The sequence below is a fragment of the Staphylococcus sp. HMSC069D12 genome (assembly GCF_001810405.1).
Taxonomy (GTDB): Bacteria; Bacillota; Bacilli; order Staphylococcales; family Staphylococcaceae; genus Staphylococcus; species Staphylococcus haemolyticus.
On record NZ_KV801108.1, the window covers coordinates 115,094 to 133,953 of the forward strand.

Annotated in this window: 14 protein-coding genes; 10 read left to right on the forward strand and 4 right to left on the reverse strand. The window is 32.6% G+C overall.

Annotation, left to right across the window (positions count from 1 at the left end):
- Positions 1–15 precede the first annotated feature (15 nt).
- From HMPREF2737_RS06345 to ltaS, 3 genes are all read left to right on the forward strand, one after another.
- Positions 16–732, forward strand: a complete 717-nt coding sequence (locus HMPREF2737_RS06345; protein WP_037548484.1) for a 5-oxoprolinase subunit B family protein — start codon at positions 16–18, stop codon at positions 730–732.
- A complete protein-coding gene (locus HMPREF2737_RS06350; protein WP_037548485.1) occupies positions 720–1,724 on the forward strand; it encodes a 5-oxoprolinase subunit C family protein in 1,005 nt (334 codons plus the stop codon). The genes HMPREF2737_RS06345 and HMPREF2737_RS06350 overlap by 13 nt, the downstream gene beginning before the upstream one ends.
- A 538-nt stretch (positions 1,725–2,262) precedes the next feature.
- Complete coding sequence (ltaS, locus tag HMPREF2737_RS06355) at positions 2,263–4,200, forward strand: polyglycerol-phosphate lipoteichoic acid synthase LtaS (RefSeq protein WP_037548486.1); 1,938 nt, start codon at positions 2,263–2,265, stop codon at positions 4,198–4,200.
- Between the two features lie 218 nt (positions 4,201–4,418).
- On the opposite strand, the gene HMPREF2737_RS06360 is transcribed toward ltaS, so the two are convergent.
- The gene (locus HMPREF2737_RS06360; protein ID WP_037548488.1) at positions 4,419–5,237 is read right to left on the reverse strand and encodes a ZIP family metal transporter; all 819 of its coding nucleotides are present in this window, start codon (positions 5,235–5,237) and stop codon (positions 4,419–4,421) included.
- 119 nt (positions 5,238–5,356) lie between these two features.
- Between HMPREF2737_RS06360 and HMPREF2737_RS06365 the strand changes: the two genes are divergently transcribed.
- The 7 genes from HMPREF2737_RS06365 (at position 5,357) to HMPREF2737_RS06395 (ending at position 15,241) form a co-directional block, all read left to right on the forward strand.
- Positions 5,357–7,237, forward strand: a complete 1,881-nt coding sequence (locus tag HMPREF2737_RS06365) for an ABC-F family ATP-binding cassette domain-containing protein (protein WP_037548490.1) — start codon at positions 5,357–5,359, stop codon at positions 7,235–7,237.
- 14 nt (positions 7,238–7,251) lie between these two features.
- Positions 7,252–9,030, forward strand: coding sequence for a DNA helicase RecQ (gene recQ / locus HMPREF2737_RS06370; protein ID WP_037548493.1), 1,779 nt, complete (start codon positions 7,252–7,254; stop codon positions 9,028–9,030).
- A 184-nt stretch (positions 9,031–9,214) separates the two neighbouring features.
- The gene (locus tag HMPREF2737_RS06375; RefSeq protein WP_037548496.1) at positions 9,215–10,183 is read left to right on the forward strand and encodes an ABC transporter ATP-binding protein; all 969 of its coding nucleotides are present in this window, start codon (positions 9,215–9,217) and stop codon (positions 10,181–10,183) included.
- Positions 10,180–11,694, forward strand: a complete 1,515-nt coding sequence (locus HMPREF2737_RS06380; RefSeq protein WP_037548499.1) for an ABC transporter permease/substrate-binding protein — start codon at positions 10,180–10,182, stop codon at positions 11,692–11,694. The genes HMPREF2737_RS06375 and HMPREF2737_RS06380 overlap by 4 nt, the downstream gene beginning before the upstream one ends.
- Before the next feature lie 167 nt (positions 11,695–11,861).
- Entirely contained in the window at positions 11,862–13,376 is a 1,515-nt protein-coding gene (locus HMPREF2737_RS06385) for a peptide MFS transporter (RefSeq protein WP_037548502.1), read from the forward strand.
- A gap of 107 nt (positions 13,377–13,483) precedes the next feature.
- Positions 13,484–14,539 carry a histidinol-phosphate transaminase gene (gene hisC, locus HMPREF2737_RS06390; protein ID WP_037548506.1) on the forward strand — a complete coding sequence of 352 codons (1,056 nt, stop codon included), beginning with the start codon at positions 13,484–13,486 and terminating at the stop codon, positions 14,537–14,539.
- Between the two features lie 174 nt (positions 14,540–14,713).
- Positions 14,714–15,241, forward strand: a complete 528-nt coding sequence (locus HMPREF2737_RS06395; RefSeq protein WP_037548514.1) for a 5' nucleotidase, NT5C type — start codon at positions 14,714–14,716, stop codon at positions 15,239–15,241.
- Positions 15,242–15,319: 78 nt separating this feature from the next.
- On the opposite strand, the gene HMPREF2737_RS06400 is transcribed toward HMPREF2737_RS06395, so the two are convergent.
- The 3 genes from HMPREF2737_RS06400 to queF all read right to left on the reverse strand — a co-directional run bounded on the left by HMPREF2737_RS06400 (position 15,320) and on the right by queF (position 18,844).
- A complete protein-coding gene (locus HMPREF2737_RS06400) occupies positions 15,320–16,246 on the reverse strand; it encodes a diacylglycerol/lipid kinase family protein (protein ID WP_037548518.1) in 927 nt (308 codons plus the stop codon).
- A 291-nt stretch (positions 16,247–16,537) separates the two neighbouring features.
- Complete coding sequence (locus HMPREF2737_RS06405) at positions 16,538–18,043, reverse strand: S-Cys-Gly-3M3SH uptake peptide MFS transporter (protein ID WP_037548522.1); 1,506 nt, start codon at positions 18,041–18,043, stop codon at positions 16,538–16,540.
- 300 nt (positions 18,044–18,343) lie between these two features.
- Positions 18,344–18,844, reverse strand: coding sequence for a preQ(1) synthase (gene queF / locus HMPREF2737_RS06410; RefSeq protein WP_011276427.1), 501 nt, complete (start codon positions 18,842–18,844; stop codon positions 18,344–18,346).
- Positions 18,845–18,860 lie beyond the last annotated feature (16 nt).

The window sequence follows — 18,860 nt, forward strand, 5'->3', positions numbered from 1 at the left end:
TTTTGAGGTGGAGTTATGAAGATTTATAGTCAGGGAGATCAAGCAATTGTAATTGCGGTTGAAAAAGATGTATCTAAAAATGTAACAACTGAGTTAATCGCAGTACGTAATCATTTATTAAAGAAAGATTTACCATTTATAACTGAAATTGTTCCTACTGAATCAGATATGATGATTTGCTATGATGCTCGAGATATGATTAAACATCATAATATTACTTCACCTTTTCAATATATGAAGGCATTAGTAACATCTATACAAGAAGAAATAAAACAATTAGAAATGAACAAAGATGAGAGCACGACCTATGAAATTCCTATTATTCATGGTGATGAATTTGGTCCCGATTTAAAGGATTTGCTAGAGTATTACGAATTAACAAAAGATGAATTTATTCAATTACATTCTGGTAATGCTTACTTTGTCTCTATGATGGGCTATGCTCCTGGCTTTCCATATTTAACTGGAATGAATGAAGCATTGTATGTTAATCATACAAGTAATAAGAAGAAACTTGTTACTGCAGGTTCAGTTATTATTGAAGGGAAAAAATGCGGGATTGTTACAACTGATACATATAATGATTGGTTAGTGATAGGGTACACGCCTATAACGTTGTTTACTCCTGAACAAGAAGATTTTACACTGCTAAAATTAGGAGATAATGTCACTTTCAAACCAGAAAAACGCAAAGATATTGAATTAGGAGAATTTAAACCATGTCAATCATAATAGAAAAAGCCGGATTGTTTAGTAGTTTCCAAGATTTCGGGCGTCATAGATATGAATATGCAGGTGTTATTCCGTGTGGAGCTTTAGACACGCTAGGTCATGAAATAGCAAATCGTCTTGTCGCTAATGACAAGAATGAAGCAACACTTGAAATGACACATATTATGGCTAAAATTCGATTCACTGAACCTACTTTAATTGCATTAACAGGTCAAAATTTTGAAGCTTATACACAAAACCTGCGAGTAAAACCTTATAAACTATACCTTTTAGGTAAAGATGATGTGTTATCTTTTAAAGAAACAAATAAAACGTCACGTGTATATCTTGCTATAGGTGGAGGATTTAAATTAGACAGTTGGCTGGGTTCGAATTCTACAGATTTAAATGTTCACATTGGTGGCTATCACGGGCGTAAACTTGAAAATGGCGATGAAGTTGAAATGAAAAGAGAATATACTGAACGTCATCATAAGTTGTTTGAAAATCTAAAAGAAAAGCGTACTACTGATTGGGGTATTGATGGTTATGCATTGTCGTTCAACTATATCTCTGACGTGTTTCATGTTATCGCTAATAAAGGTACTGAAGACTTTGATAAGGAAACGCAATCCCATTTTATTAAAAGCGAATATAAAGTAACTAATAAATCAAATCGTGTTGGTATGTTATTAGATGGTGAGAAGATAAAAGCATATTACGATGATATGCCTGCACATCAATCTGTTAAAAGAGGAACGATTCAAGTTAAAAGAGATGGTACACCGATTATCTTATTAAACGATCATTATACAATAGGAAGTTACCCTCAAATTGGAACGATTGCGAGTTATCATTTGACTAAACTTGCACAGAAACCACAAGGGTCACGTTTGAAATTCCAATTTATTGATATTGAAACCGCTGAAAAAAATGTTGTAAAATTTAGCAATTGGATGAATCAACTGTTTCACGGCATTGAATTCAGAATGCAATTAGAAATGATGAAATAACTGTTAATAATTAATTAAATGTACGACTTATTTAAACGGTTTTTTTAATAGATTGAGTAGGTCTATAGTCTGATTAAAAATATCATATAAGAAGCTATAATAAATAAATCAGTGCGTCATCATTATACTTGTATATATTTGTGACAAACTATTGAGATGTCGATATATAAAGATGTTTTTTCTTGATAAATGAGTAAAAATACTATATATTTATATATTGAACTACGGGCAATATTACAATAATATTACAAAGTTCATAATTTGTTAATATTTTATTAATAATTAAATAGAATAGCATCCAACATTGTATACATAAGGCATTACTAACGGATAGTTCGTCATTGGGACAAATATGTAAGAGTGAATTATCGTTTGTATTTAATGTATGTGTATGACATATTCTTAATAAATTAAAATAGCGAAATTTAAAAATTAGTAAGTAATTGCATAACGGTCATATTTGAGTAAGTGTTTAAGTCTTCGGTTAAGTCTTTAACATTTCTTCAAAGTTGAATAACTATAAACGGAGGAAACATACATGAGTTTACACAAAAAGAAAATAAGTCTTTTTGCGTTTTTCTTACTGACTGTTTTTACAGTGACATTGAAGACGTATTTTTCATATTATGTTGATTTTTCTTTGGGTGTTAAAGGACTAGTTCAAAACTTAATACTATTGATGAATCCATATAGTTTAATCGCGCTTATTTTAAGTGTGTTCTTATTCTTTAAAGGAAAAAAAGCATATTGGTTCATCTTTATTGGAGGATTTTTACTATCATTCTTGCTATATGCAAATGTAGTTTATTTTAGATTCTTCTCAGACTTTTTAACATTTAGTACACTTAACCAAGCGGGGAATGTTGAGTCTATGGGTGGTGCTGTTGGGGCATCATTTAAATGGTATGACTTTGTTTACTTTATAGATACTATTATTTATCTATTTATCCTTATTTTCAAAGGAAGTTGGTTAGATAAGCGTGTTTTCAGTAAAAAGTTTGTACCGGTTGTAATGGCTGCTTCAGTAGCATTATTCTTCTTGAACTTAGCTTTTGCTGAAACAGATCGTCCTGAGTTATTAACACGTACGTTTGACCATAAATATTTAGTGAAGTATTTAGGTCCATATAACTTTACAGTTTATGATGGCGTTAAAACGATCCAGAATAACCAACAAAAAGCATTGGCTTCTGAAGATGACCTAACTAAAGTATTGAATTACACGAAACAAAAAAATACAACACCAAATTCAGAGTATTTTGGTGCTGCTAAGAAGAAAAATATTATTAAAATACATCTAGAAAGTTTCCAAACATTTTTAATCAATAAAAAGGTGAATGGTAAAGAAGTAACACCGTTCTTAAATAAATTATCGACAGGTAACGAAGATTTTAGATATTATCCAAACTTCTTCCATCAAACTGGTCAAGGTAAAACATCAGACGCTGAGTTCACAATGGATAACAGCCTTTATGGTTTACCACAAGGTTCTGCGTATTCATTAAAAGGTGATAATACTTACCAATCATTACCTGCTATATTAGATCAAAAGCAAGGTTATACTTCTGATGTTATGCACGGTGACTACAAAACATTCTGGAACCGTGATCAAGTTTATAAACATTTTGGTATTGATAAGTTCTACGATGCAACATATTATGATATGTCTGACGATAATATTGTTAACTTAGGTTTAAAAGATAAACCGTTCTTTAAAGAGTCAGCAGAATATCAATCTAAAATGAAAGGACCATTCTATTCACACTTAATTACATTAACAAACCACTACCCATTCACATTGAGTGAGGAAGATGCAGATATTGATAAACCTAATACAGGTGATTCAACTGTTGATGGTTACATTCAAACAGCGCATTATTTAGACCAAGCACTTGAAGAGTACGTAACAGATCTTAAGAAGAAAGGTTTATACGACGATTCAGTTATTATGATTTATGGTGACCATTATGGTATTTCAGAGAACCATAATAATGCGATGGAAAAATTATTAGGTGAAAAGATTACGCCAGCGAAATTTATGGACTTAAACCGTACAGGTTTCTGGCTAAAAATTCCTGGTAAAGAAGGTACAGTAGATAAGACATATGCTGGTCAAATGGATGTTATGCCTACTATATTACATTTAGTAGGAATAGACTCTAAAAACTTCTTAATGTTTGGTACTGACATGTTATCTAAAGATCATAATGATGTAATTCCATTCCGTAATGGTGATTTCATTACGAAAGATTACAAATATGTAAACGGTAAAGCATATTCTAATAAAACTAATGAATTATTAGAAACGGAACCTAAAGATTTAGATAAGAATAAGAAACAGGTTGAGAAAGATTTAGAAATGAGTGACAATGTCTTAAATGGTGACTTGCTCAGATTCTATAAAAATCCTGATTTTAAAAAAATTGACCCGTCTAAATATGAATACAAAACTGGTCCTAAAGGGAACCAAAAATAATCAAGTAGAGTCTATAATATAAATTTTTTAGACTAATGAAAAAAGACAATTTCTATTGAAATAAATAGAAATTGTCTTTTTTAATATGATTTTGATTATGTGCAACATGTTGAGTTGCAATATATAGTTGATGCTATAGATACATGTCTTAAATGATGTTGTAATTTAAATAATTGCTGATTAATAGTTAATTTAAATATCTGTGATAATTGCAAATTTTATCCAAGCGCTACATCTAAAATCATCATAATTGTAAAGCCTAACATTAGACTTAGTGTTGCTAAATCCGTGTTGTTACCAGATTGTGAGTCAGGTATAAGTTCTTCAACAACAACGAATATCATAGCTCCAGCTGCAAAAGCTAATGCATAAGGTAAAACAGGTGTAATAACTAAAATCAATGCAGCGCCAATAGTAGCAAAGATAGGTTCTACAATCGCAGAAGCTTGTCCGTAATTAAACACTTTCCAACGAGACGCGCCTGCCGCTCTAATAGGCATAGATAATGCTGCACCTTCCGGAATGTTTTGTATTCCTATACCAATTGCTAACCCTAAAGCACCTAGAAATGTAGCTTGACTATTTCCAGTTGCTATACCACCAAAAGCAACACCAATCGATAGTCCTTCTGGAATATTATGTAACGTAATAGCTAGTACTAATAATGTATTCTTACTTAAAGAAGTCTTAACACCCTCGCGGTACTGACTCTTATCGCCAATTCTTTGATGTAAATGAGGAATAACTGAATCGAGGACACGTATAAAGATACCACCAAATAAAAAGCCAATTGCAGCAGGTAACCAAGCAGGTAAACTACCATCTTTACCATAGTCAATAGAGGGTTGTAATAAAGACCAAAAGCTGGCAGCTATCATAATGCCCGCAGCAAATCCTTGCATAGATGTTAGTATTCGTTCATTTACGGATTTAAATATAAATACAGAAGCAGCACCTAATGCTGTGAGTAGCCAAGTAATAATACCTGCTAAAAGCGCCTGTATATAAGGCGGTAAATTTTCGAAAAAGTCAATCATAACTCTTGTCTCCTTGTATCATTTAAGCCTAAAAAGGTGTATAATATATAGAACTGATTTAAGCTTATCAAAAATATTTAAAAAATTCGATATTTCAATTTGGAAAAGGAAGTAGATGCATGGAAGCGTATAAAATAGAGAACTTAAATAAATCATATGCGGATAAAATCATTTTCGATGATTTAAACCTATCTATTTCTGAACATGAAAGAATAGGATTGGTTGGAATAAATGGTACTGGTAAAAGTACTCTACTTAAAGTTATCGGGAATATAGATGATGATTATACAGCTGATATTACGCATCCTAATCAATATCGTATACGGTATTCTTCTCAAAAGCAGGATCTAGATGGAGATATGACTGTTTTTCAAGCTGTACTTACCTCAGACACAACGACTCTTCAAATTATAAAAGCTTACGAAGAAGCAGTTAATGCATATACACAACAACAAGATGACGCGCATTTTCAAAAGATGATGGAAGCACAAGAGGCTATGGACCAAAATAGTGCATGGGATTATAATGCTGAAATTAAAACCATATTATCTAAACTAGGTATTAATGATACGACTAAAAAGGTGAACGAACTGTCAGGTGGTCAACAAAAACGTGTTGTGCTAGCTAAAACGCTTATTGAACAACCTGATTTATTATTATTAGACGAACCTACAAACCACCTAGACTTTGAATCCATAACATGGCTAATTAATTATGTGAAGCAGTACCCTCATACTGTATTGTTCGTAACCCATGATCGTTACTTTTTAAATGAAATTGCGAGTAGAATCATTGAATTAGATCGAGGTAAATTAAAATCTTATCCAGGTAATTATGAAGATTACATAGCAATGCGAGCAGAAAATGAAATTATTGAACAAAAACAACAAGAAAAACAAAAGGCTTTATATAAACAAGAATTAGCTTGGATGAGAGCTGGCGCCAAGGCAAGAACTACAAAGCAACAAGCGCGTATCAATCGTTTTAATGATTTGGAATCAGAAGTACAAGCTCAACACGTTCAAGATAAAGGGCAACTGAGTCTAGCGTATTCAAGATTAGGCAAACAAGTGTATGAGTTGGAACAACTTTCAAAACAAATTAACGGCAGAACATTATTTGAAGATATTACTGAAGTTATTCAAAGTGGGCAACGTATTGGTATAGTTGGGCCAAATGGAGCTGGAAAGACCACGTTATTAAATATTTTAAGCGGAGAAGAGAACGATTATACAGGCACACTTAAAATTGGCCAAACTGTAAAAGTAGCATACTTTAAACAAACAGAAGAAACGTTAGATAGAGATATACGTATGATTGATTACCTACGAGAAGAGAGTGAAGTGGCTAAAGAGAAGGATGGAACTTCAATTTCTGTAACTCAATTACTAGAACGTTTCTTGTTCCCAAGCTCAACACATGGTAAGAAGATATACAAATTATCAGGCGGAGAGCAAAAACGCTTATATTTATTAAGATTACTCGTGCATCAACCTAATGTACTGTTACTGGATGAACCGACAAATGACTTAGATACAGAAACATTAACTATTTTAGAAGATTATATTAGTAGTTTCGGTGGTTCAGTTATAACTGTTAGTCATGATCGCTATTTTTTAAATAAAGTCGCTCAAGAGTACTGGTATATTCATGACGGAAAGATGGAACGTATTGTAGGTGCCTTTGAAGATTATGAGTCTTATAAGAAAGAGCAGGATAAATTAGTTGCACTAGAGAAACAAGCACAACAACCAAAACAAAAAACAACGGTGCGAAAAAAATCAGGGTTGTCTTATAAGAAAAAACGAGAATACGAAACTTTAATGGATCGTATAGAACAAACTGAAACACGCTTAGAAGAAATAGATGAAGAGATGATTGAGGCCAGTGCTGATTATGCCAAAATCAAAGAATTAAATGAAGAGAAAGAACAATTAGAACTAACATATGAAACAGACATCACGAGATGGAGTGAATTAGAAGAACTAAAAGAGCAATAAGGGGAATGTAAAGTATGAAAGCAACATTATCGCATTATTTTGGGTATGACAAGTTCAGACCTGGTCAAAAAGAAATCATTACTAAAATAATGGATCATCATAATGTTTTAGGTGTATTACCTACAGGTGGTGGTAAATCAATTTGCTACCAAGTTCCTGGATTAATGTTAGGTGGAACGACAATTGTAATTAGTCCACTAATATCTTTAATGAAAGACCAAGTTGATCAACTTAAAGCAATGGGGATTAAAGCAGCATTCTTAAATAGTAGTTTAACTAAGAAGCAACAAAAAGAAATCGAAGATGATTTAATGAAAGGTCATATTCAGTTTTTATATGTTGCGCCAGAACGTTTTGATAATCAATATTTTTTAAGTTTATTAAGTCGAATTGATATTCATCTTATCGCATTTGATGAGGCACATTGTATTTCTAAGTGGGGGCATGACTTTAGACCTAGCTATCAAAGTGTAATTAAGAAAGTATTCACGTTACCTCAAAACTTTACAATCGTTGCACTAACAGCAACAGCTACTGCAGAAGTACAACAAGATATTATGGAAAAATTAAACATCGATAGACGAGATGAAGTAAAAACAAGTACGAAACGTCGGAATCTTATTTTTAAAGTGAATCCTACCTATCAACGTCAGAAATTTGTTGTAGATTATGTGCAGAAACATAAAGAACAAGCAGGAATTATCTATTGCTCTACACGTAAACAAGTTGAGGAGTTACAAGAAGCATTAGATGTTATCAATGTTTCTTCGGCAATTTATCATGCTGGTTTAACAAATAAAGAACGTGAGACTGCTCAAAACGAATTTGTATATGATAAAGTGAGGGTTGTTATAGCGACAAATGCTTTTGGTATGGGGATAGATAAATCAAATGTTAGATACGTTATACACTATAATATGCCAGGTGATTTAGAATCATATTATCAAGAGGCAGGCCGTGCAGGTCGTGATGGATTAGAAAGTGAATGCATTCTTTTATTTAGTGAACGTGATAAAGGATTGCATGAATATTTTATTACAGTTTCACAGGCTGATGAAGATTATAAGGATAAAATGGGTGAGAAACTCACTAAAATGATTCAATACACGAAAACGAAAAAATGCCTTGAAGCGACTGTAGTACATTACTTTGAACCTAACGAAAAATTAGAAGAGTGCGGGCAATGTAGTAGCTGCATTCAACAAAATAAAACATATGATATGACGCAAGAAGCTAAAATGATCATTAGTTGTATCGCACGCATGCGTCAAAAAGAAAGCTATAGCATAATCATTCAAGTCTTGCGTGGAGAAACAAGTGATTATATTAAATATAATGATTATGATAAGTTGACAACACATGGTTTGATGAAAGATTATACCACTTCAGAATTAAGTCATTTAATTGATGAATTGCGCTTCAAAGGGTTTTTAAACGAAAATGATGAAATCTTAATATGTGATGAAAGTGTTAAAAAGTTACTTAACAATAAAGAGAAAGTATTTACGACACCATTTAAACAAAAATCCAAAGAAAAAGTCTATATCAATACAGTTGAAGGTGTAGATCGAGTATTATACAGTGAATTAGTTGAAGTTCGACGTAAGTTAAGTGAGAAATTGGATATTGCACCGGTTAGTATTTTTTCTGATTACACGTTAGAAGAGTTTGCTAAACACAAGCCAGAATCCAAACAAGAAATGATATCAATAGATGGTGTTGGTAGCTATAAATTGAAACATTATTGCCCAAAATTCTTAGAAATTATACATTCATATAAAGCGAGTATATAAAGTGAAAGGTAAGGTTGTTACTATTTCTGTAGCGAACCTTACCTTTATTCTATTGTCACATTATTAATTTTAAATGTAATTTCTATATTTAGATTAATTTAATATGAATTCCTCATTAAACATGTTTAAATAGGGAATAAGAATGCAAACTATTTGAATAAGTAGAGCAAATGAAGGTGACTAAATGATTGAATTTAAAAATGTAACAAAACGCTATGGGGATAATGTGGCAGTTGATGATGTAAGTTTTAAAATTAATGAGGGTGAGTTTTTTGTAATCATAGGTCCATCAGGGTGTGGTAAAACAACTACTTTGAAAATGATTAATAGACTTATTCCGTTAAGTGAAGGTTATATTTATTTTAAAGATAAACCAATAAGTGATTATCCTGTTTATGAAATGAGATGGGATATTGGATATGTGTTGCAACAAATCGCACTTTTCCCTCATATGACCATTAAAGAGAATATTGCACAGGTTCCACAGATGAAAAAATGGAAAGATAAAGATATAGATCAACGTGTTGACGAATTACTTGAAATGGTTGGTTTAGAATCTGAAAAATATCGAGATCGTAAACCAGATGAATTATCAGGTGGTCAAAGACAGAGGGTTGGTGTAGTAAGAGCATTAGCTGTAGATCCACCAGTTATATTGATGGATGAACCTTTTAGTGCACTGGATCCAATCAGTCGCGAAAAACTACAAGATGATTTAATAGAATTACAAACTAAAATCAAAAAGACAATTGTATTTGTAACGCATGATATTCAAGAAGCTATGAAGTTAGGTGATCGAATTTGTTTACTTAACAATGGACATGTTGAACAAATAGATACACCACAAGCATTCCGTAATCAACCTAAAAATAAATTTGTAGAAGAGTTTATGGGAAGCCATTTAGAACAAGATAAAGAAAGCTTACAGTTGAAAGATCTTAATATTACTTCGCCACTCACAGAAAAAGAAACACACCATGATTATCCGGAAATTAATAGTGATGTGCAATTACGTTCAGTTTATTCTACATTAGCCCAACATGAAGCGGTTATTGTTAATGATATATCAACCTCTACGCAATCACTCTTAAAACGTGAAGATATCTTTAAGTATTTATCTGAGATAGACAACGACAAGGGGGCTAAAGCATGAGCGAATTATTTAGCACACTCGATGATCGTAAAGGCGAAGTACTTACGACCATCTTGGAACATATCCAAATTTCATTTATTGCACTGCTAATCGCAATTTTAATCGCCGTGCCATTAGGGATTGCTTTAACGAAGACGAAGCGGTTATCTGAAGTCGTTATGAATATTGCTGCTATATTACAAACCATTCCGTCATTGGCATTATTAGGGTTAATGATTCCAATATTTGGTATTGGTCGCGTGCCAGCAATTATTGCATTAGTTGTGTATGCACTGTTGCCAATTTTGAGAAATACATATACAGGCATTACTGAAGTTGATCCGTCTCTTATTGAAGCTGCTAAAGGTATTGGTATGAAACCGATGCGTCGTTTGACTAAAGTAGAATTGCCAATAGCTATGCCAGTGATGATGGCCGGTATTCGTACTGCTATGGTTCTAATTATCGGTACAGCAACTTTAGCCGCATTAATTGGTGCTGGTGGACTAGGGGATTTAATTTTACTAGGTATTGACCGTAACAATACGTCTCTAATCCTTATCGGAGCGATTCCTGCTGCACTACTCGCAATTATGTTTGATTTAATACTACGTTATATGGAGAAATTATCTTATAAGAAACTACTAATCACTGTAGGTGCAATGATTCTTATTATACTATTAGTCATTGTTGTACCACTTTTCGGTAAAAAAGGTGACACAATTACGCTTGCAGGTAAATTAGGTTCAGAACCTTCAATTATTACTAATATGTACAAAATTTTAATTGAGGATGAAACGGATGATACAGTTGATGTTAAAGATGGTATGGGTAAAACATCATTCCTATTTAATGCATTAAAATCAGACGACATCGATGGATATTTAGAATTTACAGGGACAGTTTTAGGTGAATTAACTAAAGAAGATTTAAAATCCAAAAAAGAAGATGCAGTATATCAACAAGCTAAACAAAGTCTAGAGAAGAAATATGACATGACGATGTTAAAACCTATGAAATATAATAATACGTATGCTTTAGCGGTGAAGAAAGACTTTGCTAAAGAAAATAATATTAAAACAATTGGTGATTTACAAAAGGTTGAAGATAAAATTAAACCAGGGTTCACTATGGAATTTAATGATCGATCTGATGGTTATAAAGCTGTAGCAAAAGCATATGGTCTCAACTTATCTAATGTTAAAAAAATGGAGCCTAAATTACGCTATACTGCAGTAGAAAAAGGTGACATTAATTTAATTGACGCATATTCAACAGATGCAGAATTAAAACAATATGATATGGTAGTCTTAAAAGATGATAAACACGTATTCCCACCATATCAAGGTGCACCAATGTTTAAAGAAAAATTCTTAAAACAACATCCAGAAATTAAAAAATCGCTCAACAAATTAAAGGGTAAAATTTCAGATGAAGAGATGCAAGAAATGAATTACAAAGTTACCGTAAAAAATGAAGATCCGTATAATGTTGCGAAACATTATCTTGAAAAAGAAGGTTTAGTAAAATAAATAGTCACGTGAAAATGTTGGAACGAGATAACGAATTAATCATGAGTTCGTTGTTTTGTTCTTTTTTTACAGAGCAAAATTTGTAAATACAATTGTAATCTGAATTATTTTTAATTACACTATTCTATAAATACACAAAAAGCGTGTATGTTTTTAGGAGGGAGAATGTGAATACTAGAAATTATTCGAGACAAGAAATTGTTAAGAGTGTGCCTCAAAAGGGATTCTTTGGACATCCCAAAGGTTTAAGTACACTATTCTTTACTGAATTTTGGGAGCGATTCAGTTACTATGGTATGAAAGCTATTCTAGCTTATTATCTCTACTATTCAGTTAGTAAAGGTGGCTTCGGCTTACCGCAGGGTACAGCGTTACAAATCGTATCATTATATGGTGCACTCATCTATATGTCTGGTACCATCGGGGGTTGGATAGCAGACAGAATCATTGGTACAAGACATGCATTATTTTATGGCGGCATATTAATTATGTTTGGTCACATCATGTTAACGATACCAGGTAGTTTAACAGTAGTAATGATAGCACTATTACTTCTTATTATTGGTACAGGTTTATTGAAACCTAATATTTCAACTACAGTTGGTGAATTATATGACCATAATGATAGACGTTTAGATGCTGCTTTTACTATTTTCTATATGGGTATCAATTTAGGTAGTTTCCTATCACCATTTGCGACAGGTTACTTACAAACAAGACTAGGGTTCCACTTTGGTTTTGCGGTAGCAGCTATAGGGATGTTCATCGGATTAGTCACTTATTTTATTACAAATAAAAAGAATCTAGGATTGGCTGGTTTAAGCGTTCCTAACCCACTTCGAAAAGAAGAAATCAAAAAATTATCAATTATTACTGGTACTGTCGTAATAATTTTCGCAATTATCCTACTTATCTTGCAATTTATTGGAAAATTGAGTTTATCTAGTTTCAGTGTCATTGTAACGATTATAGGTATCGTGTTACCAATTTGTATTTTTGTTTATATGTTATCAAGTAATAAGACGCACAAAGAAGAGCGTTCTAGAATTTATAGTTACATACCGTTGTTTATTACGTCTGTTGCATTTTGGATGATTCAAGAACAAGGTTCGACCGTTTTGGCTAACTTTGCTGACCAGAAGACAGAACTTAGCTTAGTTAAATTGACTAATGGTGTGTTAGATTTCCACATACCAGCAGCTTGGTTCCAGTCTGTCAATCCAGTATTTATTATTATGTTAGCACCTGTCTTTGCTAGTTTATGGACTAAATTAGGCAGACATAATCCAAATACAGTATATAAATTTGCATTGGGTGCCATCTTTGCAGGTTTATCATATTTAGTTATGATTATACCTTTGAATAGTGATGCGCATTTGATTCACCCTATATGGTTAGTGTTAAGTTTCTTCTTAATCACGTTAGGTGAATTATGTATCTCACCAGTAGGGTTATCTGTAACATCTAAACTAGCACCTGCAAAGTTCTCTGCACAAATGATGGCATTGTGGATGCTCAGTAACGCCACTGCACAAAGTCTCAATAGCCAAATCGTTGTATTATTTAAGATTATTAGTGAGAAAGAGTTCTTCTTATACTCAGGATTGTTTACACTGCTTATTGGTGTTATCTTAGTAGCTATTTCTCCAATGGTTAAGAGAGCGATGAATGGTGTACATTAAGTTAATATAAATTTTAACTAGTCAATGACTTGTAATTTAACAATGTTAGAGGAACAGGTTTATAATTAAATAAACATTTTAATTTTTTGAAAAAGGAGTGGTTGGCAATGAAACAACAATTAAATCAATTAGCAGCATATCAACCAGGATTATCACCACAAGCACTTAAAGAAAAGCACGGTATAGAAGGAGAATTATATAAACTTGCTTCAAATGAAAATTTATACGGTCCTTCTCCAAAAGCAAAGCAAGCAGTTCAAGCACATTTGGATGAGTTATTTTATTATCCTGAGACTGGCTCACCTTCATTACGTAAGACAATTAGTGAACATTTGAACGTGGATCCTTCTCGAATTCTATTTGGTGCAGGGTTAGACGAAGTCATCTTGATGATTTCAAGAGCAGTGCTAACGCCTGGAGATAAAATTGTTACAAGTGAAGGCACATTTGGACAATATTATCATAATGCAATTGTAGAATCTGCTGAAGTTGTTCAAGTACCTCTACTAAGTGGTGGGTTTGATTTAGAGAATATTATTAAAGAGGTCGATGAAGAGACTGCTTTAGTGTGGTTATGTAATCCGAATAATCCGACTGGAACCTATTTCAATCATGATGAATTGGAACACTTTTTAGAACGCGTACCTAGTCATGTGCCTGTATTGATTGATGAAGCTTACTTTGAATTTGTGACAGCAGAAGATTATCCAGATACATTGAAATTGCAAGAACGCTTTGATAATGCATTCTTGTTAAGAACATTTTCTAAGGCATATGGATTAGCTGGGTTGCGTGTAGGGTATGTCGTAGCTACAAATGAAGCTATTGAAAAGTGGAACATCATTCGACCACCATTCAATGTCACTCGTATTTCAGAATACGCAGCGATTGCAGCATTAGAAGATCAAGCTTATTTGAAAGATATTACAGCTAAAAATGCTAAAGAACGTGAAAAATTCTTTGAGATACCACAAAGTGAACATTTTTTACCTAGTCAGACGAACTTTGTATTTGTTGCAACTAAAAAAGCACAAGAATTATATGAAGCGTTACTAAAAGTGGGTTGTATCACACGTCCGTTTCCAACTGGCGTTCGTATTACAATCGGATTCCCAGAACAAAATGACAGAATGATTGATGTATTAAAACATTTTGATTATTAAGTTGGTCAAATACGTAAGCTCTTTAACTTAAAATGATTAGTTGAGTTTTAGAAGTACATCATAAGTTGATTATGCAAGGGGGGGTACAATAGATTCTAAATGTCTTGTAGCACTCCCTTTTAAATTTTTGCTATACTTTAGAAGTATATAGGTGATGATTAAGGGAGAGATAGTATGTCTAGAAAATCTATAGCAATAGATATGGATGAAGTATTAGCAGACACGTTAGGTGCAATTATTGAAGCGGTTAACGTAAAAACGGAATTAGGAATTACAGTTGAGTCTTTAAATGGACAAAAGCTTAAAAATGTAATACCAGAGCATGATGGTTTAGTTCGTGATATTTTAAGAGCGCCAGGCTTCTTTAGAAACTTAACTGTTATGCCCCATGCACAAGAAGTCGTTAAGAAATTGACTGAGCAATATGATGTTTACATTGCTACTGCAGCTATGGATGTTCCAACTTCATTTCATGATAAATATGACTGGTTACTTGAATTCTTTCCATTTTTAGATCCGCAGCAATTTGTCTTCTGTGGTCGTAAAAATGTAGTGAAAACTGATTATTTAATAGATGATAATCCTCGTCAATTACAAATATTTGAAGGTGAACCAATCATTTTTACTGCGTCTCACAATGTAAGTGAAGAACGTTTTAAACGTGTTAACGGTTGGAAAGATGTAGAAGCATTCTTTCTATAGGAGTAGTTAAAATAAGCGATTAAGGTATGATAATCCAATCATTAACCTTAATCGCTTTTATATTAGTATAATAAATTCTTATTGTTCAGCATTCTCTGGAAAAGTTAGAATCTGAAGTGCTTTTGGTAGAACTTCAATTGTAATTGGCGTTTCAAGACTAATTTCACCGTCAACATCTACTTTCATAACTGGATCCGTCGATAATGTAATATGTTTGCCGGCTATGTGATCAATTCCGTTTGTAATTTCATTCCAATCCATACTATCGCGTTTTTTGAATACATCATTGAGAATAGTAAAATTTTGTTTATTAAAAATGAAACTATTCACTTTACCATCTTGAGGTGATAAATCCATAAGTGGTATTCTACTGCCACCGATATTAGGACCGTTAGCAACGACTAGCATAGAGGTATTACCATTAAGTTCTTTATCATCTACAGTTAATGTATAATCAAAATCTTCTGGATTCATTAATGTTTTAACAGTTGAACCAACATAGCTTAATTTACCGAAGATATCTTTACGACCTTCTTGCACGTTTTCCGCGTTTTGAACTATAAGTCCTAATCCCACAAAGTTAAGCACATAAGTGCCATTCACTTTCATAACATCATATGATTCCAAGTGAGACGTTTTAAGTTGTTCACTAGCTTTACTAAAGTTAGGGTTCAAGTTTAATGTTTTAGTGAAATCATTAAATGTACCTCCAGGAATAATTCCAATAGGTACATTTAGGTCATTTGCTAAAACGCCATTAACTAATTCATTAACTGTACCATCTCCACCTAGGATAAAAACGATATCAACATCACTACTATATTCTTGATTTTTAATTCTTTCACAATACTTAATAATGTCGCCTTCATTTTCACTTAGTTGAATTGATAGGTGTTTGCACATAGTAGTAAGTGATTTAGTTACTTCTCCTAAACCTTCATATATATCTTTGAGACCACTATGTTCATGGTAAAAAAGAACACCATGATTAAATTTTTGACCCATACGTATGCCTACTTTCATTTATTTACTCTGATTTAACATTTATTTACCCGAAATGTTATTTGCTTAATTATAATTTGAGTAAAACAAATGCTTAAGTATTTATCATTATATTTTTTTAGTTGATATACAAAGAAATGACAAGATAGAATTTTTTTTAAATGCCTTGTCATCTTCTCAATAAGGATAATTTAAATAAAAAAAGCACCTTCATAGCTATAAAATTACTATGAAGATGCTTAAAGATAATTATTTGTTTTGTTTAAATGTCATCTTTTAACAATACAAAGGTGATTAATGAATACCTTTCATTGCTTTTGAAATTTTAGGAGTGAAAGCTAAGATGATTACTGTAATTACGATAGCAACGCTTCCTAAGAAGATGAAATAATTCGTTTGCCCTAAAGGCTTGATTAATTTAACTAATGTACCATTAAGTGCTTGTGCAGATGCGTTTGTTAATAACCAAACACTCATCATTTGAGCATTAAATGCTTTAGGTGCTAATTTAACAGCCGCACTATTACCAGTAGGTGATAAACATAATTCACCAACCACACATACAACGTATGATAGGATAACCCAGTTTACTGAGAAGTGTGTATCACCATAACTCATACCGATAAGTCCCATTAAAATGTATGAAGCACCAGCTAATAGCGTACCAATTCCAAATTTTACTGGAAGGCTTGGTTGTTTTTTACCCATTTTCAACCAAATCGCAGATACGATTGGTGCGAATAAAAGAATAAATAATGGGTTAATTGATTGGAACCATGCTTCACCGAAATTAGTTGTCCAACCGAATAAATTCATTTTCATATCAGAACGTTCTAAACCATAAATGTTTAATACGTTTGATCCTTGTTCTTGTATTGCCCAGAATAACATTCCTAAAATAAATAACGGAATGAATGCTTTAACACGAGAACGCTCTACATCTGTAACATCTTTACTTCGAATCATAGTAGTGAAGTAAATGATTGGTAGAGCTATACCAAGTACTAGAACCGTATTACTAATAAGATTGAATGATAAAGTATTTGTGAAATATGTAACTAATAGTACAATAGCAATGACTGCTACAATGATACCTACAATTAATCCATATTTTTTCTTTTCTTCAGAAGATAGCGGGTTGGTTGGATTCATACCAATAGAACCTAAATTCTTTTTATTGAAAATCATATACCATACTAAACCTAATGCCATACCAATCGCTGCAATTAAGAAACCACCATGATAGTTTTTCACGTCTAGGAAATGTTGCAGAATGATAGGTGAGATAAGCGCACCTAGGTTAACTGACATGTAGAATATAACGAAACCGGCATCCATACGAGTATCATTCTCAGGATATAAGCGTCCAACGATGTTTGAAATATTTGGTTTCATTAAGCCTGAACCAATAATGATAAAGAACATTGATGCAAATAAACCGAACATTGCGAATGGTAAACTTAGACAAATATGTCCGATGATAATGAGTACTGCACCAATCAAGGTTGCCCCTCTAGTACCGAATAGTCTATCTGCGACCCATGCACCAGGAATTGAAGACATGTAAATTAATGCGCCATAGACTGACATGATAGACATTGCAGTCGTTTGATCAATTCCTAAACCACCATTTTTAATTTGATCATACATGTAGAAAATAAGCATGGCACGCATGCCATAATAACTAAATCTTTCCCAAAATTCTACAAAGAATAGTACTCCTAAACCACTAGGGTGTCCGAAGAACCCTCGCTGAGGTATTGTTTGAACAGCTTGTTCATGGGAATTGTTTGTTGCCATATGTATCCCAATCCTTTCTTTCTTTAAAGACTGAAATTTAAAATCATGAATATGATAGGTGTAATTGATTAATTTCTTAAAAATAGAAATTTTTAGAAATTTCAGTCAATGAGTTGATGATTTAAAATTGTATGAGAATAAGTTGCTTTATTTAGATCATCTTACTCTTTTGGAATTTTAAATGATAATAATAAAATACGCTTTAATTCACTAATAGGCAATAGTAAATTTAAATAAAATCTCACAAATAATGAAAAAATCCACTAAATTGTTTGACAATTTAGTGGTTAAGTTAATCTTTTATCTGTTATCTATTTTTTCTGGATATAAATCATGATTCATTAATCGGTGTTCAGCCATCTTCTCATATTTAGAATTTGGGCGTCCATAATTAGTGTATGGATCTATTGAAATACCGCCTCGTGGAGTGAATTTGCCCCAAACTTCAATATAATGTGGGTCCATTAAGTCAATTAAGTCATTCATAATGATATTCATACAATCCTCATGGAAATCCCCATGATTTCTAAAGCTAAATAAGTACAATTTCAATGACTTAGATTCTACCATTTTAATATTTGGAATGTACGAAATATAAATCGTTGCGAAATCTGGTTGACCTGTAATTGGGCAAAGAGATGTAAATTCAGGACAATTGAATTTTACGAAGTAATCGCGTCCTTGATGTTTATTATCAAATGTTTCCAAAACTTCTGGTGTATAGTCAAATTCATATTTATTATTTTGATTACCTAATAAAGTAATATCTTGTAGTTCTTCTTTTTGACGTCCTTGAGTCAATTGAATCACTCCTTAG